The 24,001-nt window shown below is 52.5% G+C and carries 25 protein-coding genes; 16 read left to right on the top strand and 9 right to left on the bottom strand.

Going from position 1 to position 24,001, the window contains the following annotated elements:
* Positions 1-6: 6 nt before the first annotated feature.
* The 10 genes from KJW29_RS24910 (at position 7) to KJW29_RS24865 (ending at position 7,723) form a co-directional block, all read left to right on the top strand.
* Positions 7-504 (top strand): tail fiber protein, encoded by a 498-nt coding sequence (locus tag KJW29_RS24910; RefSeq protein WP_214626657.1) that lies wholly within the window; start codon positions 7-9, stop codon positions 502-504.
* On the top strand, positions 504-1,121 hold the full coding sequence (locus KJW29_RS24905; protein ID WP_246608366.1) for a YmfQ family protein: 618 nt from the start codon (positions 504-506) through the stop codon (positions 1,119-1,121). Before KJW29_RS24910 ends, KJW29_RS24905 begins: the two co-directional genes overlap by 1 nt.
* Before the next feature lie 3 nt (positions 1,122-1,124).
* Entirely contained in the window at positions 1,125-4,034 is a 2,910-nt protein-coding gene (locus KJW29_RS36265) for a pyocin knob domain-containing protein (RefSeq protein ID WP_246608365.1), read from the top strand.
* Between the two features lie 13 nt (positions 4,035-4,047).
* Entirely contained in the window at positions 4,048-4,356 is a 309-nt protein-coding gene (locus KJW29_RS24895; protein WP_214626656.1) for a hypothetical protein, read from the top strand.
* A 29-nt stretch (positions 4,357-4,385) separates the two neighbouring features.
* On the top strand, positions 4,386-4,562 hold the full coding sequence (locus KJW29_RS24890; protein WP_214626655.1) for a hypothetical protein: 177 nt from the start codon (positions 4,386-4,388) through the stop codon (positions 4,560-4,562).
* A 212-nt stretch (positions 4,563-4,774) separates the two neighbouring features.
* Positions 4,775-5,200, top strand: a complete 426-nt coding sequence (locus tag KJW29_RS24885) for a hypothetical protein (RefSeq protein WP_214626654.1) — start codon at positions 4,775-4,777, stop codon at positions 5,198-5,200.
* 222 nt (positions 5,201-5,422) lie between these two features.
* On the top strand, positions 5,423-5,731 hold the full coding sequence (locus KJW29_RS24880) for a hypothetical protein (RefSeq protein WP_087571679.1): 309 nt from the start codon (positions 5,423-5,425) through the stop codon (positions 5,729-5,731).
* Positions 5,732-5,845: 114 nt separating this feature from the next.
* On the top strand, positions 5,846-6,649 hold the full coding sequence (locus KJW29_RS24875) for an N-acetylmuramoyl-L-alanine amidase (RefSeq protein WP_214626653.1): 804 nt from the start codon (positions 5,846-5,848) through the stop codon (positions 6,647-6,649).
* Positions 6,646-6,900 carry a phage holin family protein gene (locus tag KJW29_RS24870; protein WP_246608364.1) on the top strand — a complete coding sequence of 85 codons (255 nt, stop codon included), beginning with the start codon at positions 6,646-6,648 and terminating at the stop codon, positions 6,898-6,900. Before KJW29_RS24875 ends, KJW29_RS24870 begins: the two co-directional genes overlap by 4 nt.
* A gap of 124 nt (positions 6,901-7,024) precedes the next feature.
* Positions 7,025-7,723 (top strand): hypothetical protein, encoded by a 699-nt coding sequence (locus KJW29_RS24865; RefSeq protein WP_214626652.1) that lies wholly within the window; start codon positions 7,025-7,027, stop codon positions 7,721-7,723.
* An 89-nt stretch (positions 7,724-7,812) separates the two neighbouring features.
* Here KJW29_RS24865 and KJW29_RS24860 read toward each other — a convergent pair whose 3' ends face one another.
* Entirely contained in the window at positions 7,813-9,276 is a 1,464-nt protein-coding gene (locus tag KJW29_RS24860; protein ID WP_425517575.1) for a protein adenylyltransferase SelO, read from the bottom strand.
* Positions 9,277-9,470: 194 nt separating this feature from the next.
* Here KJW29_RS24860 and KJW29_RS24855 point away from each other — a divergent pair, with 194 nt between their 5' ends.
* Positions 9,471-10,025, top strand: coding sequence for a GNAT family N-acetyltransferase (locus KJW29_RS24855; protein WP_087571683.1), 555 nt, complete (start codon positions 9,471-9,473; stop codon positions 10,023-10,025).
* Positions 10,026-10,078: 53 nt separating this feature from the next.
* Here KJW29_RS24855 and KJW29_RS24850 read toward each other — a convergent pair whose 3' ends face one another.
* Entirely contained in the window at positions 10,079-10,342 is a 264-nt protein-coding gene (locus tag KJW29_RS24850; protein WP_214626650.1) for a hypothetical protein, read from the bottom strand.
* 116 nt (positions 10,343-10,458) lie between these two features.
* On the opposite strand from KJW29_RS24850, the gene KJW29_RS24845 reads away from it, so the two are divergent.
* Together KJW29_RS24845 and KJW29_RS24840 are read left to right on the top strand one after the other, a co-directional pair.
* Positions 10,459-10,689 carry a hypothetical protein gene (locus KJW29_RS24845; RefSeq protein ID WP_214626649.1) on the top strand — a complete coding sequence of 77 codons (231 nt, stop codon included), beginning with the start codon at positions 10,459-10,461 and terminating at the stop codon, positions 10,687-10,689.
* A gap of 154 nt (positions 10,690-10,843) precedes the next feature.
* Positions 10,844-11,341 carry a hypothetical protein gene (locus KJW29_RS24840; RefSeq protein WP_214626648.1) on the top strand — a complete coding sequence of 166 codons (498 nt, stop codon included), beginning with the start codon at positions 10,844-10,846 and terminating at the stop codon, positions 11,339-11,341.
* Positions 11,342-11,397: 56 nt separating this feature from the next.
* On the opposite strand, the gene cyoD is transcribed toward KJW29_RS24840, so the two are convergent.
* From cyoD to KJW29_RS24810, 6 genes are all read right to left on the bottom strand, one after another.
* Positions 11,398-11,745 carry a cytochrome o ubiquinol oxidase subunit IV gene (cyoD, locus tag KJW29_RS24835; protein WP_214626647.1) on the bottom strand — a complete coding sequence of 116 codons (348 nt, stop codon included), beginning with the start codon at positions 11,743-11,745 and terminating at the stop codon, positions 11,398-11,400.
* 1 nt (position 11,746) lies between these two features.
* Positions 11,747-12,424, bottom strand: coding sequence for a cytochrome o ubiquinol oxidase subunit III (gene cyoC, locus KJW29_RS24830; protein WP_214626646.1), 678 nt, complete (start codon positions 12,422-12,424; stop codon positions 11,747-11,749).
* Positions 12,424-14,412, bottom strand: coding sequence for a cbb3-type cytochrome c oxidase subunit I (locus tag KJW29_RS24825; RefSeq protein WP_214626645.1), 1,989 nt, complete (start codon positions 14,410-14,412; stop codon positions 12,424-12,426). Before KJW29_RS24825 ends, cyoC begins: the two co-directional genes overlap by 1 nt.
* A gap of 30 nt (positions 14,413-14,442) precedes the next feature.
* Complete coding sequence (gene cyoA, locus KJW29_RS24820) at positions 14,443-15,345, bottom strand: ubiquinol oxidase subunit II (protein WP_214626644.1); 903 nt, start codon at positions 15,343-15,345, stop codon at positions 14,443-14,445.
* Between the two features lie 372 nt (positions 15,346-15,717).
* A complete protein-coding gene (locus tag KJW29_RS24815) occupies positions 15,718-16,005 on the bottom strand; it encodes a hypothetical protein (RefSeq protein WP_214626643.1) in 288 nt (95 codons plus the stop codon).
* 339 nt (positions 16,006-16,344) lie between these two features.
* Positions 16,345-18,486: a transglycosylase domain-containing protein gene (locus KJW29_RS24810; RefSeq protein ID WP_214626642.1), complete on the bottom strand. Its 2,142-nt coding sequence runs from the start codon at positions 18,484-18,486 to the stop codon at positions 16,345-16,347.
* A 270-nt stretch (positions 18,487-18,756) separates the two neighbouring features.
* On the opposite strand from KJW29_RS24810, the gene speE reads away from it, so the two are divergent.
* Positions 18,757-19,584 carry a polyamine aminopropyltransferase gene (speE, locus tag KJW29_RS24805; protein WP_214626641.1) on the top strand — a complete coding sequence of 276 codons (828 nt, stop codon included), beginning with the start codon at positions 18,757-18,759 and terminating at the stop codon, positions 19,582-19,584.
* Positions 19,585-20,016: 432 nt separating this feature from the next.
* Here the strand turns inward: speE and KJW29_RS24800 are convergent, their stop codons facing one another.
* Positions 20,017-20,172, bottom strand: coding sequence for a hypothetical protein (locus KJW29_RS24800; protein WP_214626640.1), 156 nt, complete (start codon positions 20,170-20,172; stop codon positions 20,017-20,019).
* 314 nt (positions 20,173-20,486) lie between these two features.
* Between KJW29_RS24800 and KJW29_RS24795 the strand changes: the two genes are divergently transcribed.
* On the top strand, positions 20,487-22,082 hold the full coding sequence (locus KJW29_RS24795) for a response regulator transcription factor (RefSeq protein ID WP_214626639.1): 1,596 nt from the start codon (positions 20,487-20,489) through the stop codon (positions 22,080-22,082).
* Positions 22,079-23,857, top strand: a complete 1,779-nt coding sequence (locus tag KJW29_RS24790) for a cache domain-containing sensor histidine kinase (RefSeq protein WP_214626638.1) — start codon at positions 22,079-22,081, stop codon at positions 23,855-23,857. The genes KJW29_RS24795 and KJW29_RS24790 overlap by 4 nt, the downstream gene beginning before the upstream one ends.
* The last annotated feature ends 144 nt before the right edge of the window (positions 23,858-24,001 follow it).

Genomic DNA, 24,001 nt, shown 5'->3' with positions numbered 1-24,001 from the left:
TAAAGGATGCCCAGAAATGTACTAATGCAGGTGCGTCGAGGTCTGGAAGCGGACATCGGCACCTTAGAAACAGGTGAGCTTGGATTCTGCACGGATACGAAAAAACTCTACATTGGCTCTGCAGGTGGAAATGTACTGCTCGTTGCCGCTCAGACCGCAGGCGACATGCTCAAGAGTATCTACGACACGAACAATAACGGCAAAGCGGATAGCGCAGATGCGGCGGATAGTGTGCCGTGGGCTGGAGTTAGCGGCAAGCCAGCGACGTTTGCCCCGGCTGCCCATCAGCATAGCGGCGCGGACATCGCGTCCGGTACCGTGGCAGCAGCGCGGCTACCTACGGCGAGTACGAGCGCTGCGGGCATTGCGCAATTGAATAGTGCGACGAATAGCACTAGCACGACGCAAGCAGCTACGCCAAGCGCGGTCAAAGCTGCCTATGATTTGGCAGTGGGCAAGCTTTCTCCCGGAGTCACATGGGGTCAATTGCGAGGTGGTGTTTGATGTCGTACGGCGATGGTCTATACGGAACACTTTTGTTTGGACATACGGCAGCGCCTCCGGAACCGCCCGATGTGATGCCGCCTGACTTGATGGCGTACCTGCCGGCATATTGGCACGGCATACGCGACATGGTTGAGCTGCAGACGACGCTTGCTAAGGAGCTGGGTATTTCCATCGCGTCTGCCGCCGATCTGGCGAATCAGTTTTACGTGTCAACGGCGACCTGGGGGCTTTCTTATTGGGAGCAGGAGTTTGGGTTGGCGACTGACCCGTCCATGTCGTACGAATGGCGTCGCGAGATCATTTTCGCCAAGCTTCGCGGTCATGGCACAGTAACCAAACAGATGCTGATCGGCGTTGCTGCTGCTTTTAGTGGCGGCGAGGTCGACGTGCTGGAATATCCAGATGAGTATCGGTTCGTGATTCAGTTTATCGGGGTGCTAGGTGTTCCGGCTAACTTGGCCGGATTCATGGCGATGCTGGAGCAGATCAAGCCCGCGCATCTGTCCGTTTCGTTCCTCTACACGTACACCATATGGGACATGGTGTCTGATCTGACATGGCAGGAAGCCGGAACGCGAACATGGGGGCAATTACGAACATATGGAGGAGGATAACGAATGCAGTTAACATCGAATTTGAATTTGAAGAAGCCGGAATCGACGGATAATGTCAATATTGACGATCTGAACGGCAATGCGGATATTCTGGATGCGGAAGTGACGAAGCTCGCCAGCACTACGGAAGCAGGCCGGATGTCGGCGGCGGATAAAACGAAGCTCAACGGTATCGCGGCTGGAGCTCAGGTGAACACCGTGAACAGTGTTGCGGGTAAGACGGGGGCTGTTGCACTTGCCAAGGCAGACGTCGGCCTCGGCAACGTGGACAACGTTCAGCAAGCTCCAATCACGCATGTTGGAACTGGCGGCGCAGCCCACGCTACAGCAACGACATCTACAGCGGGGTTTATATCCGCTTCGGACCAGACCAAGCTAAATGGTATTGCGTCCGGAGCACAGGTCAACCGCCCGCTAGCAACACAAGCCCAAGCGGAAGCTGGAACCGACAACACGACGGATATGACTCCGCTGCGGGTAGCGCAAGCAATTTCGGCGCTTGCTCCATCTTCCCCGGTACAAAGTGTAGCAGGAAAAACAGGAGCGGTAACGCTGGTCAAAGGCGATGTTGGACTCGGTAACGTCGATAATGTGCAGCAGGCCCCGCTTACGCATGTTGGAACTGGCGGAAACGCTCACGCTGCGGCTACCACATCGACAGCGGGTTTTTTGTCCGCGTCGGACAAAACAAAGCTCGACGGGATTGCTTCAGGGGCACAAGCCAACCGATCGATCGCTACGCAAGCGCAGGCAGAGGCCGGTACAGACGATACGACGGATATGACGCCGCTCCGGACAAAGCAAGCAATCGATAGCCGCAACGACTTGAATCGTTCGCGAGGGGCAATATCACCAAACTCGGATTTTAACAATTACACTATTATGGGCGTTTATGTTGCAAGTGTTATATCCAATTCACCTAATCGCCCTCCCGCATCTGCTGATTACGGTATCCTTGAAGTTGTAGAGGATGGCGGATATTTGATACAACGATACACTGAAATTGTAGAAGGAGCAACATTTCAAAGGACTCATTATGACGGGTCTAATTGGTCGCCATGGAGAAGTGCGGGAGGTGAAGGGACGTTGGATGTAATAAAGAGTTACCCATTATTCGAAGGAAAACCGCTTACTCCAGGAGCGCCCGTTAACCTGCGACCAGACGGTACAGTCAAATCATTTCCGGTAGGAGAGTATGGGGCTATTGGCGACTACCCAACGACAACGGCTACAGACCTATCATATTCACCGGAAATAAAAGTCACATTCAAGGTAGACAATACTACATTTTTGGGTTTCGAGCCCAGGAGTAGTGGCCCGGAATGGCAAGTTCGCGTAATTAAATTCGATGCAAACGGCAACGCTACATTCGGTACGCCAGTTGCTTTCAACGGTAATATCAGTTCCGCATTTGGCGTAGACAGTGTAATGTCGTATTGCGCTGTAATGGGAAATGGAAACATAGCCCTTGTTACTGGAACTGGCAGCGGTCTGACTTCGGGCAATATAACACTTTACGCTCTGACTATATCAGGCACTACTATTACAATAGGCTCGCCTCATGTAATCTTTTCATGGACTGGCACGTGGTATATATCCAGATTAGAGGTAATCAATGTATCCTCTACAAGTCTAGTAGTAAACTACTCTGTAAGCGGTTTTAGCGTTGGCGTAGTTGCTGCCACATATTCAGGCAGGGTATTTACAGCTGCGGCACCTGTCTACCCTCCGTTGGCAGGCTTACCCGCAACAGGTGGTTACTTTGCATCAACATTAATAGCGGCAGGCAAACTACTGTATGCCGTAACAGTAGGTACTAATAATTACGTAAGAGTGTTTGCAGCCACATTGTCAGGAACCACGCTCTCTTTCGGCAATATAGTTCAATGCGGTGGAACGTCAGCAGGAGGCGATTATTATATACAGTTTGTTCAAAAGTTAGATGACAATAGGGCGGTAGTCTCCTATGGGACTGTTACAGGGGGAGTCTATCTTGATGTAGTCACTGTTTCAGGCACAACATCATCACTGCCGCAAGCCACTATGACTAACTCGGTATATAAGGGAACTACAGGTTATCTGAATTATCTTTATCCAGCAGCGGCAAATACTTCTATGCCAATGTCTTTTACGCTAGGCTCAACGATGGCCGGCAGTACGCGCTTGGTAGTCGTTAGGTTCAATACAAATAATACAATGACCAATCTACTAACTGACTCAACAACATTCAGTGTGTCACAACACGCATTTACCGACATAGTTGGGTACGATTACGTTACAAGACGATGGTTTGGGTACGGTCGTTGGGCTAACGGGCCAGGTCTCCCAGGTTCCATCGTTGGCTCTGTAAATGGAAACCTCTTAACCCTTAACAAAGTAATGGTAGCAAAATGGGATGGTGTAAGCACCAATAAAGTCACGCCTGAACATGTAACTAAATTAGTAGGTATCGACCCTGTAGAAACCCATTATGGTGATGATCAATTCATTTACTTAAGAAGCGGCAGCAGTTCTCCGGTCAGAGCGTCTATGTACTTGGGTTCAGGCAAAGTTGCCTTACCCTATATCAATCGGTTTCCCACAAATCTTGGCAGCTATTATCAAGGTTTTGTGAAAGTCATTGATCTTAGTAAAGCCGTTCTAACCACAGGTATTGGAGTTAGGATAGGAATGGCAACTATTGATGGCCGCGTCATGCTAAAGGGTCTACTTAAACTGCCTGGAGCTACGCTAACAGCCGGAGCAATATACATGTCGGATGCTCTTGGCGACCTATATCCAGTAGGTACGGGTACGCAAACTAATAACTCTGGCTGGCAATGGGTAGCAGGTGATGGTCCAAGAAAGACAGGCGTTATAGTAGGTATGGCCATATCACCTTCAGAAATTATTATAGGTGACTATTTCTGGTAAATGGGCGATTAAAATGAAAATGTTATTCAACACTCTTAACGGTCAAATTTCAACTGCAAGCAGGCACATCGAGGCAGCAGAGGGCGGCTACTTTGACGGCACCACTATACATCCTGATCCCTCCGAAATACTTGAGATTGTAGACATTGAATTGCCTGCGGATTACACTCAAGGAAAATATCTGTATGTTGATGGCGAAGGCTTTATAGCTAATCCAGTATACGACAACAGCCTGAGCGCTCTACAGGCAGAGGTTGCTGCTCAAAAGGCTACCAATGAAGACTTACTGCTCATGATGGCCGACATTATCGCAAGCCTGTAGGGCATACTCTGACGGAGGGGGTGATATGTATGTTGACACCGCTGAAGGTTAAAATCGTAGCTCAAGCTTGTATCATCCGCTTCGACAGGGGCGAAGGTACAATTCAAGAAATCGTTGTTAGCTACGGCTTTACTCCCGATAACAACTCTCTGATAAATGCTCAGATGGTTGCATTACGTCCAGAAATTGAAATTCCAGCTGCATAAGTAATAACGATATGTAGTTGATTTGGCCTCCAGCCATACGAGGGCTCCGCATAAGCGGGGCCTATTTTAATGTATGGAGTGACTAATCCTTGATTCAGACAACGAAAACCAATGGAGTCAATGTTGTTTAGCAATCGCAACTCCAGGAGTCGACGAGGCATTTGTTTCTCACAAGATCGGGGCGACGGTCAAAGACATAGGGCAGGCAACTGGTGCTGACGCTGCAATCGACTTTAATTTTGCTGACACAGACAACGGTGTATCGATCGGGCGAGTCATTGTTGAAGGAAAAACAGTCAATTCCGATAGTCCAAAGACCAGCGCGCGACGAGCTCTACATGCTGCCTGATGGGTCATGGCACATCGGCAAGGCACCAGCTAACGCGATCCATGCTGTACAGGGCTCTCCGCGCATTCTTAAGGATGGCAAGAGTTTTACCGCTGAAAGCGTTAAGCGTGACCTACTCGCCGACAGCTCATGGAAAGGGAAGAGCTATAGGGTCGCAGGCGGCGTTACAGCAGAAGGTAGGCTTGTATCAGCCCGAACGCTCGACAAGGTCGATATGGACACGCTGGAAGGTATTATGCTTGCTTGTACTCGGCTGTCCGAGTGCAATATATGGCGATGGAGGCGGTAGCGCCTACCTGTGGCCACATGATAACGGATGGGGTCGCAAAATGGGTAGGGTACATTTACTTTTTATCAAGGAAGATGCCGCGAAGAAAAGCATATGGTGGAAAGAGCGGGACAAGTAAATAATCGCTTAAATTCTAAGTATCGTTCAATAAATTAACTTTTATATGCCACACAAAGGCTCCGCCCCAACCGGAGCCTTATCTTATGAAATCGAGGTGAACGGATGGTGAAAGACGTTGCAACGTTTATCGCGGTCGTCGGGGCCATGTCCGGGATCAGCGGTATCTTCTTAGGCTGGATTGGGCGGGCCCGGGCGGCAAAACAGGAGCTCAAGGACGACGTGCACCGGGATGCGCGCATAAGCGCCGATATGGAATACATCAAGCGGGGTATCGATGAAGTCCGGCTTGAGCAGAGAGCTCAAAGCAAACGATTCGACGAGTTGTCCGAACGAGTAACGAGATTGGAAGAGTATGCGAAATCGGCTCATCATCGAATCGATCGCATAGAGCAGGGGAAAAGCCGCGCCTGATGGAGACGATCGATCTTGTCAGGCACCGGCTACATCGGGCACTGCTCGCGTCGTACAATGGCGGCTAGAACAAACACTTCCACTAACTACAACAAGAAAGAAGGAGATCGCATTTTGATTGGAGATTCGAAGCCTCTCCTGATCATCGACCCCGGCCATGGGGGAGCGGATCCGGGAGCGGGAGGCAACGGCATCGTGGAAAAGGCGATGACGCTGGATATTTCGTTATACCAGTACAACCGGTTCCGGGAGCTGGGAGTTAAAGTCGCATTGACCAGGAACAGCGACACGACGCTTGAGCCAAAGGCTAGGGCAGAGATGGTGAAGCAAAGCGGTGCGCAATACGGCATCAGCAATCATATCAATGCGGCGCCATCCAGCACGGCGGCAGGGGCGGAGACGATCTACAGCGTGTACGCGAATGGCAAAATGGCAAACGCCTTGCTGAATTCCATTGTAGGCGCGGGCCAGCCGCGAAGACGCGCGTTTTCACGCTCCAATGAGTCGGGTGGCGACTATTACTTTATGCACCGCAATACGGGCAAGGTCGCGACGGTCATCGTCGAATACGGGTTTTGCAGTAACGCGCAGGATGCCGAACGGCTCAAGAACCAGTGGAAAACCTACGCGGAAGCGGTCGTTCAAGGCTTCTGCGCCTACATCGCCCATCCCTATAAGCCTCCTGCTGCTGCAACCGCACCAAGCAAGACAACGCCTGTAGCGAAGCCTGCCCCCGCCATAAGGGACATCCAAGGCCACTGGGCAGAGCAATCCATTCTCAAAGCGCTGCAAACCGGACTACTCGTTGGAACGGCGGCAGACCGATTCAGTCCAGACGAGCCTATCACTAGGGCGCAACTGGCCGTATTGCTGGACCGACTGCATTTACTCGATAAGGAGGCGAAAGCCGCGACATGATGAACGAAATCATCCATTATATCAAAGAAGAAGCGCTGGCATTGATGCCGGCGCTTTTTGTTATCGGCCTGTTGCTTAAGAATTCCCCCAAGGTACCTGACTGGACTATACCGTGGACACTTCTGGCGTGCGGAATCGCAGGAGGCGTCCTTTTGCTGGAATCCCCGCTCGAGGGAGTGCTGCAGGGCATTCTCGTAACAGGAGCGACGGTGCTAACGCATCAATTGGCCAAGCAAACCTATGAGCGGTAATCGATCTTGGCTTATGGCTGGGGGTGCAACTTTTGGAATGAAAAAGCTGTCAATGATGTAGAGTAATTGAAAGCGGAAAGCGGTACATTCGGAATCAGCGGATTTAAAAGAGGAGGAAATCGCAATGAAAAGTTGGAGAACGATGAGCATCTGCCTGCTGACCCTGTTTTTGACGATTTTGATGGGATGTTCTTTCAGTCAAGAAACGGGCGAAGCGACGGGCAGCAGCATAATCCTGGAGTATTCGGAAACAGAGACGAGTACCGATGCAGGCGTTCAGTTCGCGTACGATGACGTTCATGAGGTTAAGAAATTCGATAACTCGTTTATGGTTTATAAAAAAACGGCGACCGATTCTCACTTATATCTCGGTTCTGTGCGCGACAAACAATTAACGGAATATGGCTTTGTTGGCGAGGAGACTTATATACAAGATTTTACGAAAAACGAAGAGTCGTTATTCGGACGACCGATGACGCTTATAACCGGGATATGCGGGGCAAACTGCGTCGAAAACTATTTGTTTGAGCAGGTGGACGGGCAGCCTCAGCTCATTTTGAGACTTAGCGGACATGTATTGGTTGCTGATCTGAACGAGGATGGCGAGAACGAAGTAGTTATGATGCAAGGCTCTCCCCAAATCGAGATCCATGTCTACAAAAGGATTGGCGATCAAATCATGAAGGTTAATCTGAACGAGGAGATCGGCACCACGAATAGCGTCACGTACAACAGTCAAACAAACGTGTTCGAGATGATCATCCATAATGAAACGAAACAGTATCGGTATGATACTGACAGTGATAGCTTGATTTCGTTATAAAGGCGGGAACCGACAAAAAAAGAAGGCAGTGCTCTCCCTAATCATAAAGGGATACACGACCTTCTTAAAATGACATGCACACCAAAAACCTACGTCCCGCAAAACGTCCGATAAGGCCCGCAAGCCTCCGGCACAATCGCATACTCCGCCTGCTCTGGTCGATGATCATAAGGATTCGCCAGCGCGCGCAGCAGATCCTCCATGACGCTGTGATCGCCTTCCACAGCGGCGTCCAGCGCTTCCTCGACGCGATGGTTGCGAGGGATGACGGCAGGGTTGCTGGCTTTCATGAGCCGCAGCGACTCCTCTTCCGGCTTGCGATGCCTGCTCTGTCTACCCTGCCACCGATCGCGCCACGCGGCGAACGCTTCGTCACCGTACAGCGCTTCGCCTTCGGTCATGCCGAACGTCAGAGCAACGAACGTATTCGTATAGTCCGCTCCGTGCTGCTGCATCAGTCCCAGAAGCTCTTTCACGAGCGACTCATCCTCATCCTCTTCGCCGAACAGACCCAGCTTGCCTCTCATGCCAGCCATCCAGTGACCGTGATACAAGTTCGTAAACTCGCCCAAGGCCTCTTCGGCCAACTTCACCGCTTGCTCCTCATCCTCATGCAGCAGTGGAAGCAGCGATTCTGCAAGCCGCGCCAAATTCCACACGCCGATATAAGGCTGATTGCCGTAGGCATAACGGCCGTTTGCATCAATGGAGCTGAATACCGTCTTCGGATCGAAAGCATCCAGGAACGCGCACGGTCCATAATCGATCGTTTCGCCGCTGATGGTCATGTTGTCGGTGTTCATGACGCCGTGGACGAAGCCGACAAGCATCCACTTGGCGATCAATTCCGCCTGACGGGCGATAACCCCGCGCAGCAAGGCCAAATAACGCCCGTCATCCAGCGGGATGTCGGGATAATGACGCTGCAGCGCATAGTCCGCGAGCGCGTAAAGCTCCTCTGCGCCGCCCCAATTGGCGGCGTATTGAAACGTGCCGACGCGCAGATGGCTGGCTGCGACGCGGGTCAGGACGGCGCCGGGCAGCACAGTCTCGCGGTAGACGGGCTCGCCCGTCGCGACGACCGCCAGACTGCGCGTCGTCGGTATGCCAAGCCCATGCATGGCCTCGCTGATAATATATTCCCGAAGCATGGGGCCCAGCGCCGCCCGCCCGTCTCCGCGCCGCGAATAGGGCGTAGCGCCGGAGCCTTTGAACTGTATATCCATTCGCCGTCCGTCCGGCGTGATCTGTTCGCCAAGCAGGATGGCTCTGCCGTCTCCTAGCATCGTGAAATTGCCGAATTGATGCCCCGCATAGGCTTGAGCGAGCGGCAGAGCTCCTTCGGGAATCTCATTCCCTGCCAACACAGCGGCGCCTTCTTCGCCGGACAACTCTTCATGTTTCAGTCCCAGCGAAGCTGCAAGCGGTTCGTTTAATACAACGAGCCGAGGCTCGCTCGCGGGCGTAGGTTTTACAGCCGTGAACAGGGCAACAGGCAATTCGGCATAGCTATTTTCCAAGTTCCAACCGGTCGTTCCGGCTTTGTTCTGCATATCGCTCATCGGTTTCACCCGTTTCTTCTGACATTGGATACCTGTATTATACCCTTTTCTGCAGCAACAATCGAAAGGTCAGGCCGCTCGCTCGTCCTTATGTGTTGTTTTTTGGAAGGGATTTGAAATTCATTTGTCGAAGGAATAGGGAACTGGAACTTACGCTATCATTACGCGATGAAAAGAGGATGCATATGCCTTTCCATTATTGGCGTTCGGACAGACTGACGTTAAGAGCGCTGCAATCATCGGATATTGTTTTATTTCAAGCGCTGGATGACGAGGTGAACCGCAAGGTGGACATGATCCACTTCCCGCAATCTCCTGAGAAGCAGATCCAATGGCTGGAGGCGGAGCAGCGGAATCGAATGGGCGATGCGTTCCGATGGGTCGCGGAGACGAGTGACGGAGAACTCGTCGGGACAATCAATACGTTTTTGTGCAACAAGAGATATGGGACATTTAAATACGGCATCGCCCTGCTGCCGGAGCATCGCTCTAAGGGATATGCGAGCGAGATGATTCGTACCGTGCTGCGGTTTTATTTTCACGAGATGAATTACCACAAGGCGACGCCGCATGTTTATTCATTTAACACGGCTTCCATACGTTTGCATGAGAAGCTGGGCTTCGTCCAAGAGGGACGACTGAGGGATATGATTTATACGAATGGAGAGTACCATGACGAACTTCATTTCGGCATGACCGCAAGCGAGTTCGGGCAACTGTATGGCAAGCAGGAATTGTAAAGGAAGTTGTAGGGGAAGTGCCGGCTGCCGACTTTCAACGCATTGGCAATCGTTCAAAGTATAAACTGCCCGATGATCATCATCACCAGGCCGAAGATCGCGGAACCGCGTTTGACGCCCCTATTTTGACTAGGCCTCATGAACAAGCTGATGACAAAGCCGATGGGCAGAGCAAGGCCGTTAAGGGACAAATAGAAGGTGCCGAGAAGGTAGTATCCCACCAGCTTTAACGCGAGAAGCTCTTCTTCTTGCTCACGATTGTTGTACAGAATGACAATGCCAATAACCAAAACAATCAGCCAGAATACAAAAAACATGGACGTTCCTCCTTGTCGTCTGATGTCAAAGTCTTATCCATCTATACGCCGGCATGGAGTATTAGTTTCCAGAAGGAGGACGAAGATTGGCTGGAAATACGAAGGAGGCGAGGCAGATGTCATATCCTAATAATACCCACGAGACGCAGCCGGAAACGGAAAGAGCGGTCGATGAGACCTACAAGGACATGAATATGGACGGCATCCAGCGTGTTGAAGGCGGCGGGCCGATTCGCAAGGTGAACATGAGGGAGATGCCAAAGCCGATTCGATATTTCGGCTACACGGTGGCGACGATTTTTCTGCTAGGTACCTTGATCCTGCTGCTTTCGGATTGGTTATCCTAGCCATATTTCTGCGCTTAATCAACACCGTGTCGGACTTCTATTAAAAAGATAGTATGTAGCCAAGGCTAATCCCTAGTCCGGCAAAAACCCGCATCAGACACTTATTCGAGTGTCCGTTGCGGGTTTTCGTTCAAATATAGGGAGGTATATGATTTTGCCATACTTTCTCTATATTTCTCTCAGATTAAAAACCTCGACGGTCACAACGATCTTCCAAGCGGCGCAATTCTCTTTCGAGGCGTCTGATCAAACGTCTCAGTCTGCGGATTTCGTTACGGTTGCCTCCCATGCGAATCAAACGGCGCAAGCGTCTTTCCAAACGTCTGATCAAGCGTCTGAGTCTACGGATGCGTTCGCGGTCGCGTCTGCTGCAGCGGCGGTCACGGTCACGGTCGCGGTCACGGTCACGGTCGCGGTCGCGGTCACGGTCACGGTCGCGATCACGGTCGCGGTCACGATCGCAGCTAATTACGATGATTTTTTTCATCCCAATCCCCCCTCTCCGTTCCGAATAATCTATACTATTCAGATGAAAAGAAAGGGTATGGGTAGATTTATAGAGTCATATGTTGATTTTACGTTTTTAAAGTGCCAACCAAATCTTCAAACAAAAAGGGACCCACAAGTTGTGGGTCCTCCGTTTAAATTATAGGAAAGTATAAGTTTACGACGGCGACAGCCGTTTCACCTTGTATTCGCCAACACGCCTTAGGTTGCTACCGCATTGTAAGTCATGATCCAGATGGAGCCCGCGACGATCGTCAGCATGATGACGAGGCCGAAGATCAGGGCAATCAGGTTGAAGCGAGGTTTCTCTTCATCCCGGATATGCATGAAGAACAGAAGCTGTACGGCGAATTGCAGAATGGCCATCACCAGGATGATCAAGGTGTTGACTTGCTTGCTGAACATATCGTTTAGGACGACGACGAGCGGAATGATCGTCAAGACGATCGAAAGGACGAAGCCGATAACGTAAGACTTCAGTGAGCCGCTGTGGCCGCCTCCGTGGCTGTCATGACCGTGCTGAGCGCCGTGAGCGTTAGGATTGGCCATCTTACATCACCCCCATCAAGTATACGATCGTGAAGACGAAGATCCAGATAACGTCGAGAAAGTGCCAATACAAGCTGATGACGTTGACCTTGCGTTTCGTAACATCGGTAATGCCGCGTCTTGCGAGCTGAATGATCAGCGCTACCATCCAAACGAGGCCGATCGAGACGTGAAGTCCGTGCGTGCCGACCAGCGTGAAGAACGAAGACCAGTAAGCGCTCGTGCCGATCGTGGCGCCTTCATTGACGAGGTGGATAAATTCCGTTACCTCGAGATAGATAAAGGATGCGCCAAGCAGCGCGGTAATAACGAGCCAGGTGATCAGCCCTTTTTTGTTGCCCCGGTTCATCTCCAGCAGCGCGACGCCGCTGGTAAAGCTGCTTGTCAGCAAGATGAACGTGGAGATGATGATGCCGTTGATTTCGATCAGTTCGGCGCCCGTCGGACCGCCTGCCGTATTGAGACGAAGCACGACGAAGGTCGCGAACAAGGTGCCGAAAAGAATAACGTCGGTAATCAGGAACAGCCAGAAGCCGAATACCTTCATGCCTTCCTGATCGTGGTGATCATGCCCATGGGCGTCATGGCCGCCATGCGCGGCTTGACCGCCGCCTTGGCCGTGCGCCGCGGCAAGAGGCTGACTCTTGCCGCCGGACAGAAATTTGTTCAGTAGTGCCATTAGTGAGCCCCCCTTGCCGCAGCTTCCGTACGCTGCACCTCATCGACCGGAATATAATAGTCTGTATCGTAGGTAAACGATCTTGCCAGCATGCATGCGATGACGCCGCCCATGCCGACGAAGATCATCCATTTCCAATCCCAGACGAAGCCGAAGCCGGCGACGAACCAGGACAATGACATGATAAACGGTATGCCGGAATTTTTCGGCATATGAATAGGCTCAAGCGGCGCCTGCTCCGCCGCGATGACTTCCGGAGCATCCTTCTCTCCGCGAAGCTTGCGTTGCTTCTTCTCCCAGAAGTCGTCCTGGCTTGTTACGACAGGAATTCTGGCGAAGTTATAGTGCGGCGCAGGAGATGGAATCGACCATTCCAACGTACGGCCATTCCACGAGTCGCCGGTTGTTTCCTTCTTCAGGAACTTGATGCTGTGCGCGATCTGCCATACCTGGAAGAGAAACGCAATACCCATCAGGAACGCGCCCACTGTGGACACGACGTTAAGCGGCTGCCAGCCCATGTCGAAGTTGTATTCGTTGAAGCGGCGAGTCATGCCCATGAAGCCAAGCGCGTATTGCGGCATAAAGCAGACGTAGAAGCCGATGTTCCAGAACCAGAACGCCCATTTGCCAAGGCCTTCGTGGAGCTTGAAGCCGAACATCTTCGGCCACCAGTAGTACAGACCCGCGAAGTAACCGAACACGACGCCGCCGATCAACACTTGGTGGAAGTGAGCGATCAGGAAGTAGCTGTTATGGAACTGGAAGTCCGCCGGCGCGACCGACAACATAACCCCGGTCATGCCGCCAATGACGAAACATGGGATAAAGGCGACTGTCCAAAGCATTGGCGTCGGGAACGATAGCTTTCCTCGATACATCGTGAACAACCAGTTGAACACCTTGACCCCGGTCGGAATCGCGATAATCATGGTCGTAACAGCGAAAAACGCGTTGACGTTCGCGCCGGAGCCCATCGTGAAGAAGTGATGCGCCCAGGTAAAGAACGAGAAGAAACTGATGGACATCAGGGCGAACACCATCGATTTGTAGCCGAACAGTTTCTTCTTCGCGAAGGTGGCAACGATCTCCGAGAAGATACCGAATGCCGGCAAGACAACGATATATACCTCGGGATGACCCCACATCCAGATCAGGTTGAGGTACATCATCGGGTTGCCGCCGCCGTCGAGCGTAAAGAAATGCGCGCCGAGATAGCGGTCCAAGAAGAGCAGGAACAGCGTAACAGTCAGAATCGGGAACGCTAGCATGATGGTCACGCAAGAAGATAGAACGGACCAGCTGAACATCGGCATCTTCATCAGCTTCATGCCTGGAGCGCGCATCTTGAGAATGGTGACCACGAAGTTAATGCCCGTCGCGAGCGAGCCGATACCGGATATCTGTATGCCCCATATATAGAAGTCCTGCCCGACGCCCGGACTGCCTGACAGCTCCGAGAGCGGCGGATATGCGAGCCAGCCCGCATCGGGAGAGCCGCCGATAATGAACGAAACGTTGAACAGCATGGCCCCGAAGAAGAACATCCAGAAGCTCAGGGAGTTCAGGAACGGGAACGCGACGTCGCGCGCGCCGATCTGGAGCGGCACGACGATATTGAACAGACCGAACATGAGCGGCATCGCCATAAACAGGATCATGATAACGCCATGCGTCGTGAATATCGCGTTGTAGTGTTCGGCGTTCAGAAATTCCAGCTCAGGTGCAGCCAACTGCACGCGCATGAGCAGGGCATCGACGCCGCCGCGGAACAGCATCAGAATGGATGCGATAATGTACATAATGCCGATTTTCTTGTGATCGACGGAAGTAAGCCACTCCGTCCAGAGCCAGCGCCACTTCTTGAAATACGTCAGCGTGAAGATGATCGCTACGAGCGTCAGCGCGATGGAGACTTGTGCGCCGAGAATGAGCGGGTCACCCGTCACGAAAAACTCGGATGAAAATTCCTTGATTTTATCCCACATGAAGCTTTCTCCTTTCGTATGCGCGGGTCGTTATTGTCCGCTGTCCCCGCTTTGACCGTGATGGGCATGCGCGCCGCCGCTGCCGTCCTCGACATATTGCGTCACGATGTATTGGAACAGTCCTTCCGGGAAGCTCGAGAACAGCTGCACGTCGGAGCGTCCCGGCTTCTTGAGCTGCTCGTAACCATCCAGGGTCAGTGCAGGAGAATCGCCTTTCACTTCTTGTATCCAAGACTGATACTCTTCATCCGAGACCGCTTCTGCGTTAAACGTCATCTGAGCGAAGTCCGCGCCGTTGAAGTTAGCCCCCGAGCCGTAGTAGATGCCCGGCTCATCCGCTTGCAGAAACAGCGTCATGGCCATGCCCGACATCGTGTAGAGCTGCCCGCCGAGCTGCGGAATCCAGAAGGAATTCATCGCCTTGTCGGACGTCAACTGGAAACGGACCGGCGTATCTTCGGGAAACTTGATATAGTTGACGGTCGCAATGTCCTCACCCGGATAAGTGAACAGCCACTTCCAGTCGAGAGACGTTACTTCGATCGTAATCGGTTCTTTCGCCGATTCAAGCGGCTTGGAAGGTTCGAGCTTATACGTATAGATAGCAGTAATGACGGCAAGAGCGATGATGATGACAATCGGAATCGTCCACCATGTCACTTCAAGCTTCGTGCTATGCTCCCAATCCGGCGTATAGCGCGCTTTGCGGCCGGGGCGATCACGGTAACGCATAACGATGACCGCGGTTAAAATAAGGACGGGCACGATGATAACCGCGCACAGAAGGGTAGTAATAATGATAAGATCCTTCTGCTGCTGTCCGATTGGTCCCTTCGGGTCAAGCACGATATACTGCTCGCTGCTGCAGCCCGAGATCACGGCAACCATCGCCAGAAAGAGCGCTGTTGCCAGCATTCGATAATAACGTCTCATTGCGGTTCCACTCCTCGATTTCATTAGCTTGTGAATAATGTAACAAAATCACACCGGAATAACACTATCGCGAATGACGATGTAAACAATTCGACTTAGTTCTGACAAAGTTCCGTCACTTGTCAGTCACCAGTTAGACAAAAGAGGCGAAGCCCTCCCGTAAAATGGCATTCATCTATTTGTAACGCGTTTACAGGCGGCTTGAAACAGGCTTGTCCGTGGACGCCGAAACGAGTTTCAGGCATCTGCAGCCAGGTATGGGAAAGTTGTCACAAGGGGCGCTGTGATATTTTTGCAAAACAAAAAGAAGCGAAACAGTTGCCCTGTCGCTTCCTTTCTGTCTTTGCTATAAGCTGGCGCCGCCGTTTGCAGCTACTCTTGCGATTGATTGTTCGGGTGCGACTTCGCCATCTCGGACTTCCACGCATGAACGAGGCCGATAGCCGTACCGATGACGTAGATATGAACGCTGCCGATCAAAAAGCCGATCCCGACCATAAGGCCGATGTTTTTGTCGCTGAAGTGGCTAAGATTAATGAGGCAGAGCAGGACGCCGATGCTGAGGACTCCCCATGCAATCAGGGTCATTACGTTTACTAGACGTTTCACGTCGGATTTGGTTGGCCGCAGTTGGCTTATAGTTGCAGTCTTCGTCGTCATAGGGGAAACACTCCTTACGTATTGATGTAAGTGCTTTCTTTCATTCTTATACCCACTATAACACATCTTATGTCGATTGTTCAAAGAAAATTCACGATTTGCACATATTTTTGACACGGAATCTTATTTTGGCTGTCACAAATAGCGCTTGCTTCCTCCGGAGACAAGGTTTATATGCCTATATCGCCAAAAAGAAAGCAGGACCGCCGTCGGAAAACGGGCGATCCTGCCTGCTGCATATGCCACCAAAACATGCGAAACTTGACGAACATATCTCAGCCGCGGGATGGCACAAATGGATGCAAGCATGAACGGGGAATGATCTCGGCGTGCAAAACGTCAGTTCGTCCACCAACGCTTTAGATCTTGCCACCAAGAGCGCTGTTTCTCCGAACCGGCACGGCCTTTGCCTGCGCCTCCACTGCCATCGGCGCCTGAATCTCCGGCGCCTCCGACAGCCGCGTTGCCGCATACCTCAGTCGGCTCCGTGCCGGCGAGGAAGGACTCCAGCCGCGTAGTGCCGGCGCAGCCGGCCGCCGCCAACTTGCCGCTCTCTTGCTCGATGTAGACGTTAACGACGCCTTCGGGCACCGTAAACATCTTTGGAGGCACCGCTTCCAAGGCATCCTCCATAAAGTTCGCGAAGATCGGCGCGGCGCGATGGGCTTCCGCGACGGTGAGCATGCGGTCCTTGTCGTAGCCGACCCAGACCGCAGTAGCAAGCTCCGGCGTATAGCCCACGAGCCAGGCGTCGGTCGACGTCGTTCCCGTCTTGCCGGCGACGGGGCGCTTAATGGTTGCCTCCACGCGATGGGCGGTGCCGCCCTCGTCAAACACGCTCTCCAGCAGGCTCGTCATGACATAGGCTTCGGCCGGCGTAATGGCCTCATGTACCTTTGGTTTCGCTTCATATAATACGTTGCCCTTCCGGTCTTCAATCCGAAGGATGGCAACGGGCTCGATCCGTGTTCCGCCGTTCGCGAAGGTGCCATATGCGGAGGCCATCTCGTAAGGACTGACCGGAGAGGTGCCGAGCGCAAGCGACGGCACGGGAGTCAGCTTGCTGCCAATGCCCAACGTACGGGCCGTCTCGATCACCTTATCGGCCCCTACAGTCATAATCGTGTTTACCGCATAGATATTGTCGGAGCCGCTGATGGCTTTCCGCATATCGATATAATCGCCGGTATATTTGTCCCCGTAGTTGCTCGGTTTGTAAGTTTTGCGCCCTTCGTCGTAGGTAAAGACGGTAGGTTCGCTTTTGAAACGGGTGATGGGAGACATAAATCCGCTGCGGATGGCGGCCAGATATAAAAAGGGCTTAAACGACGAACCAGGCTGACGAGTGCTTGCGAATACGCGATTATATTGATTTTTCGAATAATCGCGTCCTCCCACCATCGCTTTGATATAGCCGGTCCGGGGATCGATGGAGACCAGCGCGGCCTGCTGCTCCGAGCTCTCCGGCATGCCGTTTTTGATGGCTTCTTCGGCCGCGGCCTGCACTTCCTGGTCTAGCGTCGTATAGATCGTAATGCCGCCTTCGTTAAGCAGCTTTTCGTCGAAACCGAGCTTGTCCACGGCAACGCTTCTAATATAGTCCCGGAAGTACGGGGCGAAGCCTTCTTGCTCCGTCCCGCCGAACGGCTGGAATTCCAGCACTTCGGCATAAGCCGCCGCCGCTTGTTCCTCCGTAATAGAGCCGCCCTCCAGCATGGATTCCAAGATGATGTACTGACGGTCCTTGGCGTTCTTCATATTCATGTATGGCGAATAATATTTTGGTCCTTTCGGTATGCCGGCGAGCATGGCGCTTTCGGCCAGCGACAGCTCCGAGGCGTGTTTGCCGAAATACATCATGGCCGCAGCTTCGACGCCGTACGAGCCATGACCGTAATAGATCTGATTCAAGTACATGGCGAGAATCTCGTCCTTGGAGTAGCTCATCTCCAGCTGGGCTGTGTACGCGGCTTCCTTAAGCTTGCGTTCCCAAGTCCGCTCATGGCTCAGGTAGAGATTGCGAGCGAGCTGTTGGGTGAGCGTGCTGGCCCCTTGAAGCTTGGACATGCCTTGCACGTTAACGACGACGGCTCGCGCCATCCCCCTCAGATCGAATCCGGAATGGTCGTAGAAGCGGCGATCCTCGATGGCAAGCGTCGCGTCGATCAGCTCGTGCGCGATGTCCGCCAGAGCGACGGACCGTCGGTTCTCGCCGGCATGGAAGGTGTCGATGACGTTTCCATGGATATCCAGCATTTGAGAGGTTTGGCTCACCGACGATGCTGGCAGGGTCTGCGACCTTATATAGAGATAAAGCCCGACAAGCAGGATCAGACAGGCCAGAGCGGCCAGACCTGCCCTAATCGACCACTTGCGGAGAGCGAGAGCGGGTCCCAGGAGCCGCTCCGACAGGCGAGGGAATTTGACGGCGCGGCGCAGCTTGCCCTGCCGCTTGACGGGCTGATTGGAAGACTTGGTCATAGCTGCCGACTCCCTTCGCAGAGGTTTGTTCTGTTCTTCATGTTCATAAGTTCTACCTCTAGTATGGAAAATTGCGGCATAGGCTATTCATTTGCGATATTGTTGTCATACGAAATGCGCGGGTTTGAAAGACTATAAAACAGGCTGAACCGCGCGCAAACGTGCCAATTCTAAATATGCGGGTTCAAAAAGTTTGGTTTTTAGCGCATGAGTGTATGATTCTCAAAAGCGGACTTTTTGAACAACCTCTAAGGAAAGAAGGGATCAACGATGGAAATGTGGTATACCGAGAAACAGACCGAAAGCTTCGGCATAACGGCTAAAATTACGAAAACGTATGTCCATGAGCAAACCGACTTTCAACAATTGGATATAATCGAAACGGAAGAGTTCGGTACGATGCTGGTCCTGGACGGCATGGTTATGACAACCGTTAGAGATGAGTTCGTTTATCACGAGATGGTCGCGCATCCGGTATTGTCCACGCATCCCGATCCGGAGCATGTTCTCGTAGTAGGGGGCGGCGACGGCGGCGTGATTCGCGAAGTGATGAAACATCCCAAGGTAAAAAAAGCGGTCCTTGTCGACATCGACGGCAAAGTCATCGAATATTCCAAAACGTATTTGCCGAGCATTGCCGGCGAACTGGACAATCCCCGCGTCGAAGTGCTCGTAGGCGACGGCTTTATGCATATTCACGATCGCAAAAATGCGTACGACGTCATCATGGTGGATTCGACGGAGCCGGTCGGCCCTGCGGCGAATTTGTTCACGCGTGGTTTCTACCAAGGCATCTACGAAGCGCTGAAGGAGGACGGCATCTTTGTCGCGCAGACGGACAATCCTTGGTTCAAGGCGGATCTGATTCAAAGCGTGAACCGCGATGTGAAGGAAGTGTTCCCGATCGTACGCGTTTACGGTGCCAACATCCCGACGTATCCAAGCGGCCTGTGGACATTTACGATGGGCAGCAAGACTTACGATCCGCTTGAGGTCGAGGAATCGTCCATTCCGGAGCTTGCGACCAAGTATTACACGCCCCGTCTGCACAAAGCGGCATTCGTACTGCCGAAATTTGTAGAGGATTTGGTCAAATAAAGGGGTGTCGGCCGATGATCAGGCTGTCGAAGTTGATCGGCTCAATTCGGATAGGCTCACTATAGTGGAAAAGTCCGCTATATTGAGCCGGACTTGATCGTAACCGTCAGTTATAGCGGAAAAGTCCGCTATAATTCGCCCAAGTTAGCCGATACCGCTAGGAAAATTCCACTATAATGGGCTGCTATGAGGCCGTCGATTCATTGTGTGCAAAATTGGAAATGAAGCTGCAATCCATCATCGCCAACCTGTTAACGGAAATTAGGGGCCTTATATGGAGCTTTTGGGGCGATATTAAAATCTAACGGAACTGTGCGACGTTATTTGTGAGAAATCTAGGCAAACCGCGGACTTTTGCCCATCATAAGGGCTGTCAGTTCCATTAGATTTGCGAAGTGCCGCTTTTTGCTGAAATAACGCCTTTCAGTTCCGTTACAGTTGCTCCCGTTCATTTCTTGCCGGACACTTGCCCGCCATTTCACCTTTGCACAATGAATCGACAGCCTCAACCATGTCCGTTAGACTTCCGCCGCATTCCTTCCACGCATGTTCCCCATCCGTTCCGCGCTCGAGCCACGTTACTTCCATGTTCGTTCCCCATCCGTTCCGCGTTCATGCCGCATTCTTTCCATGCTCGTTCTCCATCCGTCCAGCGTTCGAGCCGCGTTCGTTCATGTTTTTTCCCATCCATTCCTCATCTGCCACCCCTACCTAACCCCCGTCCGCTTAGCAGCCGCTAGTACTTTTTGGATAGTGTGCCTCACCGAGTAGGGATTTCAGCGTTTCGGAAAAAAACGCAGCATCGACGACTTACGCTCATGCTCTCCCAAGGGGCATTACAGTTGTCGCGAAGAACGGCTATACTAGAAGCACATTCATTACGCGCGGGAGGTGCGGCCCATATGGCAGCGTCCGAATACTGCAGGGTGCTCATCGTCGACGACGAGGTGCTCATTAGACAGGGAATCAAACATTTTATGGCGTGGGAGCAGGAAGGCTTCCATATTGTCGGAGAGGCGTCAAACGGACAAGAGGCGTTGGAGCGGATCGCCGAGCTGAGGCCGCATATTGTCATTACGGATATCGTGATGCCGGTCATGGATGGAGAAGAGCTGACCAGGCAGATCAAGCAGCATTACCCCGAGATAGAAGTGATCGTGTTAAGCAGCTTCGGCGAATTCGATTATGTCCGTTCGACGTTTCAGAGCGGCGTCGCGGATTATATTTTAAAGCCGAAGCTCGATCTCCAGCATTTGCTGACGGTGCTCAAGATGACGGCGCAGCGTATTCCCTCGCTCGGTATCGAGGAGTCGTCGGGGGGCGGCTACGCTCCTTCCCTGGAGCAGAAGCTGGAGCGTCTTTTATCCGGATACGATGCCGACTTCTCGGCGGACGAGCTTCGGGAGACGTTTCCGCATCCGCTCTTCTTGCTAGCCGGCTTTGACCCGCGAGTACTGGAGGAAGGCGTGCAGCCTTCTGCGGTTCAGCTGCAGGAGAAGTTAACGGGCTTGCTGGCGTCGAGCTCCGGCTCTGAAAGGAACCTGCCCGTTATACGGGCACTTCCAATAGAAGGGCAGCTGAGAGCCGTATTGATCAACGCCGACCAGAGCGCGATGGACGAAGTGGTCCGCATAGCAGGCATGGCGGCGGTCAGCTTATCCGCAGCTGGCCAGCGTATTCCGATCGCGGTCACGAATCCGTTCCCGGATGTGAAAGAGCTGCGCGAGGTGTACAACGGCTCTTTGACCAGGCTGCTGGGTTATGCTTTCTATCTGCCGGATATGGGCGTTCTGCAGGAGGGCAAGCTGCCTCCGCCGGTGCTGCAAACGGAGAGCTTCCATTTGAACCGTTTTACGGAGGACTTCAAGCGAGGCCAGTTCCATCAGGCTTTCCATTATTTGCGCGATCACGCGAAGGCGATGGCCGGCGATTATACGACGGATGTGTTCGCCTTCAAGTCGTTCCTGGGCAATCTCGTCTTCAATATAACGGTGCTGCTGGGCAATATGGAGTATGACGCCCGAGAGCTTGAGAAGGATAAGTATCGCCACTTCAAGGCGATCGAGGATGCCAAGTCCGCCTCCGAGGCGCTGAATTGTCTGGATGCCTTCATCGCAGAGGCGGAGGCATGTATCTCGGACAAGGCCGCTTTGCCGGGCAACGCCAACATGAAGAAGCTGCTTGATTACATTCACCAGCATTATGCGGAGCCGCTGAACCTGACGGATATGGCGAAGCACTTCCACTTTAATGCCTCTTATCTGTCCAGCTACTTCTCCGCGCATAACAGCGAGGGGTTCGTCGATTATTTGCACAAGGTCAGAATCGAGAAGGCAGAGGAGCTGCTGCGCAAGGGCGACGCGATGATCTCCGAGATTAGCGGCATGGTGGGCTACTCCGACCACAGCTACTTCTGCAAGGTGTTCAAGAAGTCGACGGGGCTTTCGCCGAGCCGCTACAGGAGGCAATTCGTGGGAGAAGAGAAGGGGCGGGTATGAGAAACGTATTCGATCGATTCAAGTACAACGGCTTGTTTATTAAAATGTTCATTATTATGGTGGTCTCGATTATTGCCGTATCCGTGACGTCTACCTGGACCACGATCAATACATCGGAACGGGTGTTTATGCAGACGTTCAGTATTACGAACGCCAAAGTCATCGCCCAGATTACGAGCAATATGGATGCGTTCAGCTATGCCATCGTTATGGCGGCCAACAACGCCCAGCAGAGCGGCACGATCAGAGGCGCTCTGTCCGAGGGAGACGGCAGCTCCCTGGAGCAGTATCGATCCTATTACAATTTGGTGGAACAGGTCAAACGAATTCAATCTCTGGTGGACGCTTATGAGGTAGGCATAACGGTCATCGGCATGAACGGAAGGAGCTATACGACGGATCCCGCGCTTTGGCCGGTGTACGGGGCCAAGCTTCGCGAGCATCCCTTAACCGATCGAACGCTCGCGGAGCCGCGCAAGATCCACTATCAATACGACGATTCGAGCCGCTCCGGCGTATCGGCAACGGAGCCGACGATCGTCGCGTCCAAGGCGCTCATCGACCGTACGACGGAAGACGTGTACGGCGCGATTTATTTTGCGATCCGGGAAAGAGACTTCAAGAAGTTTTTCGAAAGCTTTACCAGCTTCGGCAACGACGTCGCGATCATGGACGAAGCGGGCACTATCGTATCGAGCAATCGTACGGCCTGGCTGGGACAGCCGTTTCCCGATCTGCTCCAATACGCGAAGGATATTGAGGAGAAGAAGCTGACCTCCGTAAATGCGGAGATTATGGGCAAGGAAGGAATCGTGTTATCCCGGATGCTGGCGCCGTTCGGGCTCTATCTTATCAATCTGGTCGACAAGGAAGCGGCGATCGGCCAGCTCACCGATACGAGGACCATTGCGCTCAGCGTTATTGCCATCGTCGCGGCGGCGCTGATTATCGTCTTTCTTATTTCCAGGAGACTGACGAAGTCGCTGACCCGGCTCGTGAAACAAATTTCCACGATCTCCAAGTATGAATTCGACCATCATGTCAACGTAGGCGGGAGCTACGAGACGAGGCAGCTGGGTCAAGCATTTAACGCTATGATGGACGAGCTGCAAGAATACGTAAAGGAGCTGGTGCATACCCAGAAGCAGCAGCGCAATGCGGAGCTGGAGGCATTGCAGCAGCAGATTAATCCGCACTTCCTTTACAACACGCTTGCCTCGGTAAAATTTATGGTGCAGCAGGGCAGCAAGGAGAAGGCGGCCGATACAATCAATTCCCTGATCTCGCTGCTGCAGAACGCGATCGGCAACGTCAGCGAGACGATTACGCTCAGCCAGGAGCTCGTCAATATGCGCAACTACGTATTCATCAATCATGTCCGGTACGGCGATCGGATCAAGATGAACTATTTTGTCGCGCCGGATTGCATGGGGTACCATGTGCCGAAGCTGATGATCCAACCCTTTATCGAAAATGCATTCTTTCATGGCTTCAACCGCAAGGCGACGGGCAGTATTTACTTTATGGCGGCGAAGGAGCCGGACGCGCTTGTCTGCGAGGTCGTCGACGATGGCGACGGCTTCGATCCGGCGGCAATCGAGGATGATAGGCTGAACAAGCGGGAGGGACGGCGGCAGCTGTTTACCGGCATCGGGGTGAAAAATGTGCACGAGCGCATCAAGCTTCTCTACGGCGAGAGTTACGGCGTGACGGTGACGAGCCAGCCGGGGCAAGGAACAAAGGTGAAGATCCGCATTCCTTTGATTGAGGAATAAAAATCGTCCAATAATCCAAAGATACTCCAAATGACAGAAAGTGACTAATGCGCAACTGATAACAATCCGACAATTGAAGGCAAAGATCCTCATAACGCACGCTTTTGTCCCGATGCTAAGATGTTATCAGAAGGCGGGAAACGC

The sequence above is a fragment of the Paenibacillus agaridevorans genome, from assembly GCF_018604145.1.
In the GTDB taxonomy this organism is placed as follows: Bacteria; Bacillota; Bacilli; order Paenibacillales; family Paenibacillaceae; genus Pristimantibacillus; species Pristimantibacillus agaridevorans.
Note: the sequence above shows the minus strand (reverse complement) of the source record. Positions and strands in the feature narration are given on the sequence as shown.

Coding starts and splice junctions, on each gene's coding strand:
- KJW29_RS24910 (WP_214626657.1), top strand. CDS start 7: ATGCCCAGAAATGTACTAATGCAGGTGCGTCGAGGTCTGGAAGCGGAC.
- KJW29_RS24905 (WP_246608366.1), top strand. CDS start 504: ATGTCGTACGGCGATGGTCTATACGGAACACTTTTGTTTGGACATACG.
- KJW29_RS36265 (WP_246608365.1), top strand. CDS start 1,125: ATGCAGTTAACATCGAATTTGAATTTGAAGAAGCCGGAATCGACGGAT.
- KJW29_RS24895 (WP_214626656.1), top strand. CDS start 4,048: ATGAAAATGTTATTCAACACTCTTAACGGTCAAATTTCAACTGCAAGC.
- KJW29_RS24890 (WP_214626655.1), top strand. CDS start 4,386: ATGTTGACACCGCTGAAGGTTAAAATCGTAGCTCAAGCTTGTATCATC.
- KJW29_RS24880 (WP_087571679.1), top strand. CDS start 5,423: ATGGTGAAAGACGTTGCAACGTTTATCGCGGTCGTCGGGGCCATGTCC.
- KJW29_RS24870 (WP_246608364.1), top strand. CDS start 6,646: ATGATGAACGAAATCATCCATTATATCAAAGAAGAAGCGCTGGCATTG.
- KJW29_RS24865 (WP_214626652.1), top strand. CDS start 7,025: ATGAAAAGTTGGAGAACGATGAGCATCTGCCTGCTGACCCTGTTTTTG.
- KJW29_RS24860 (WP_425517575.1), bottom strand. CDS start 9,276: ATGCAGAACAAAGCCGGAACGACCGGTTGGAACTTGGAAAATAGCTAT.
- KJW29_RS24855 (WP_087571683.1), top strand. CDS start 9,471: ATGCCTTTCCATTATTGGCGTTCGGACAGACTGACGTTAAGAGCGCTG.
- KJW29_RS24850 (WP_214626650.1), bottom strand. CDS start 10,342: ATGTTTTTTGTATTCTGGCTGATTGTTTTGGTTATTGGCATTGTCATT.
- KJW29_RS24845 (WP_214626649.1), top strand. CDS start 10,459: ATGTCATATCCTAATAATACCCACGAGACGCAGCCGGAAACGGAAAGA.
- cyoD (WP_214626647.1), bottom strand. CDS start 11,745: ATGGCCAATCCTAACGCTCACGGCGCTCAGCACGGTCATGACAGCCAC.
- cyoC (WP_214626646.1), bottom strand. CDS start 12,424: ATGGCACTACTGAACAAATTTCTGTCCGGCGGCAAGAGTCAGCCTCTT.
- KJW29_RS24825 (WP_214626645.1), bottom strand. CDS start 14,412: ATGTGGGATAAAATCAAGGAATTTTCATCCGAGTTTTTCGTGACGGGT.
- cyoA (WP_214626644.1), bottom strand. CDS start 15,345: ATGAGACGTTATTATCGAATGCTGGCAACAGCGCTCTTTCTGGCGATG.
- KJW29_RS24815 (WP_214626643.1), bottom strand. CDS start 16,005: ATGACGACGAAGACTGCAACTATAAGCCAACTGCGGCCAACCAAATCC.
- KJW29_RS24810 (WP_214626642.1), bottom strand. CDS start 18,486: ATGACCAAGTCTTCCAATCAGCCCGTCAAGCGGCAGGGCAAGCTGCGC.
- speE (WP_214626641.1), top strand. CDS start 18,757: ATGGAAATGTGGTATACCGAGAAACAGACCGAAAGCTTCGGCATAACG.
- KJW29_RS24800 (WP_214626640.1), bottom strand. CDS start 20,172: ATGGAAGTAACGTGGCTCGAGCGCGGAACGGATGGGGAACATGCGTGG.
- KJW29_RS24795 (WP_214626639.1), top strand. CDS start 20,487: ATGGCAGCGTCCGAATACTGCAGGGTGCTCATCGTCGACGACGAGGTG.
- KJW29_RS24790 (WP_214626638.1), top strand. CDS start 22,079: ATGAGAAACGTATTCGATCGATTCAAGTACAACGGCTTGTTTATTAAA.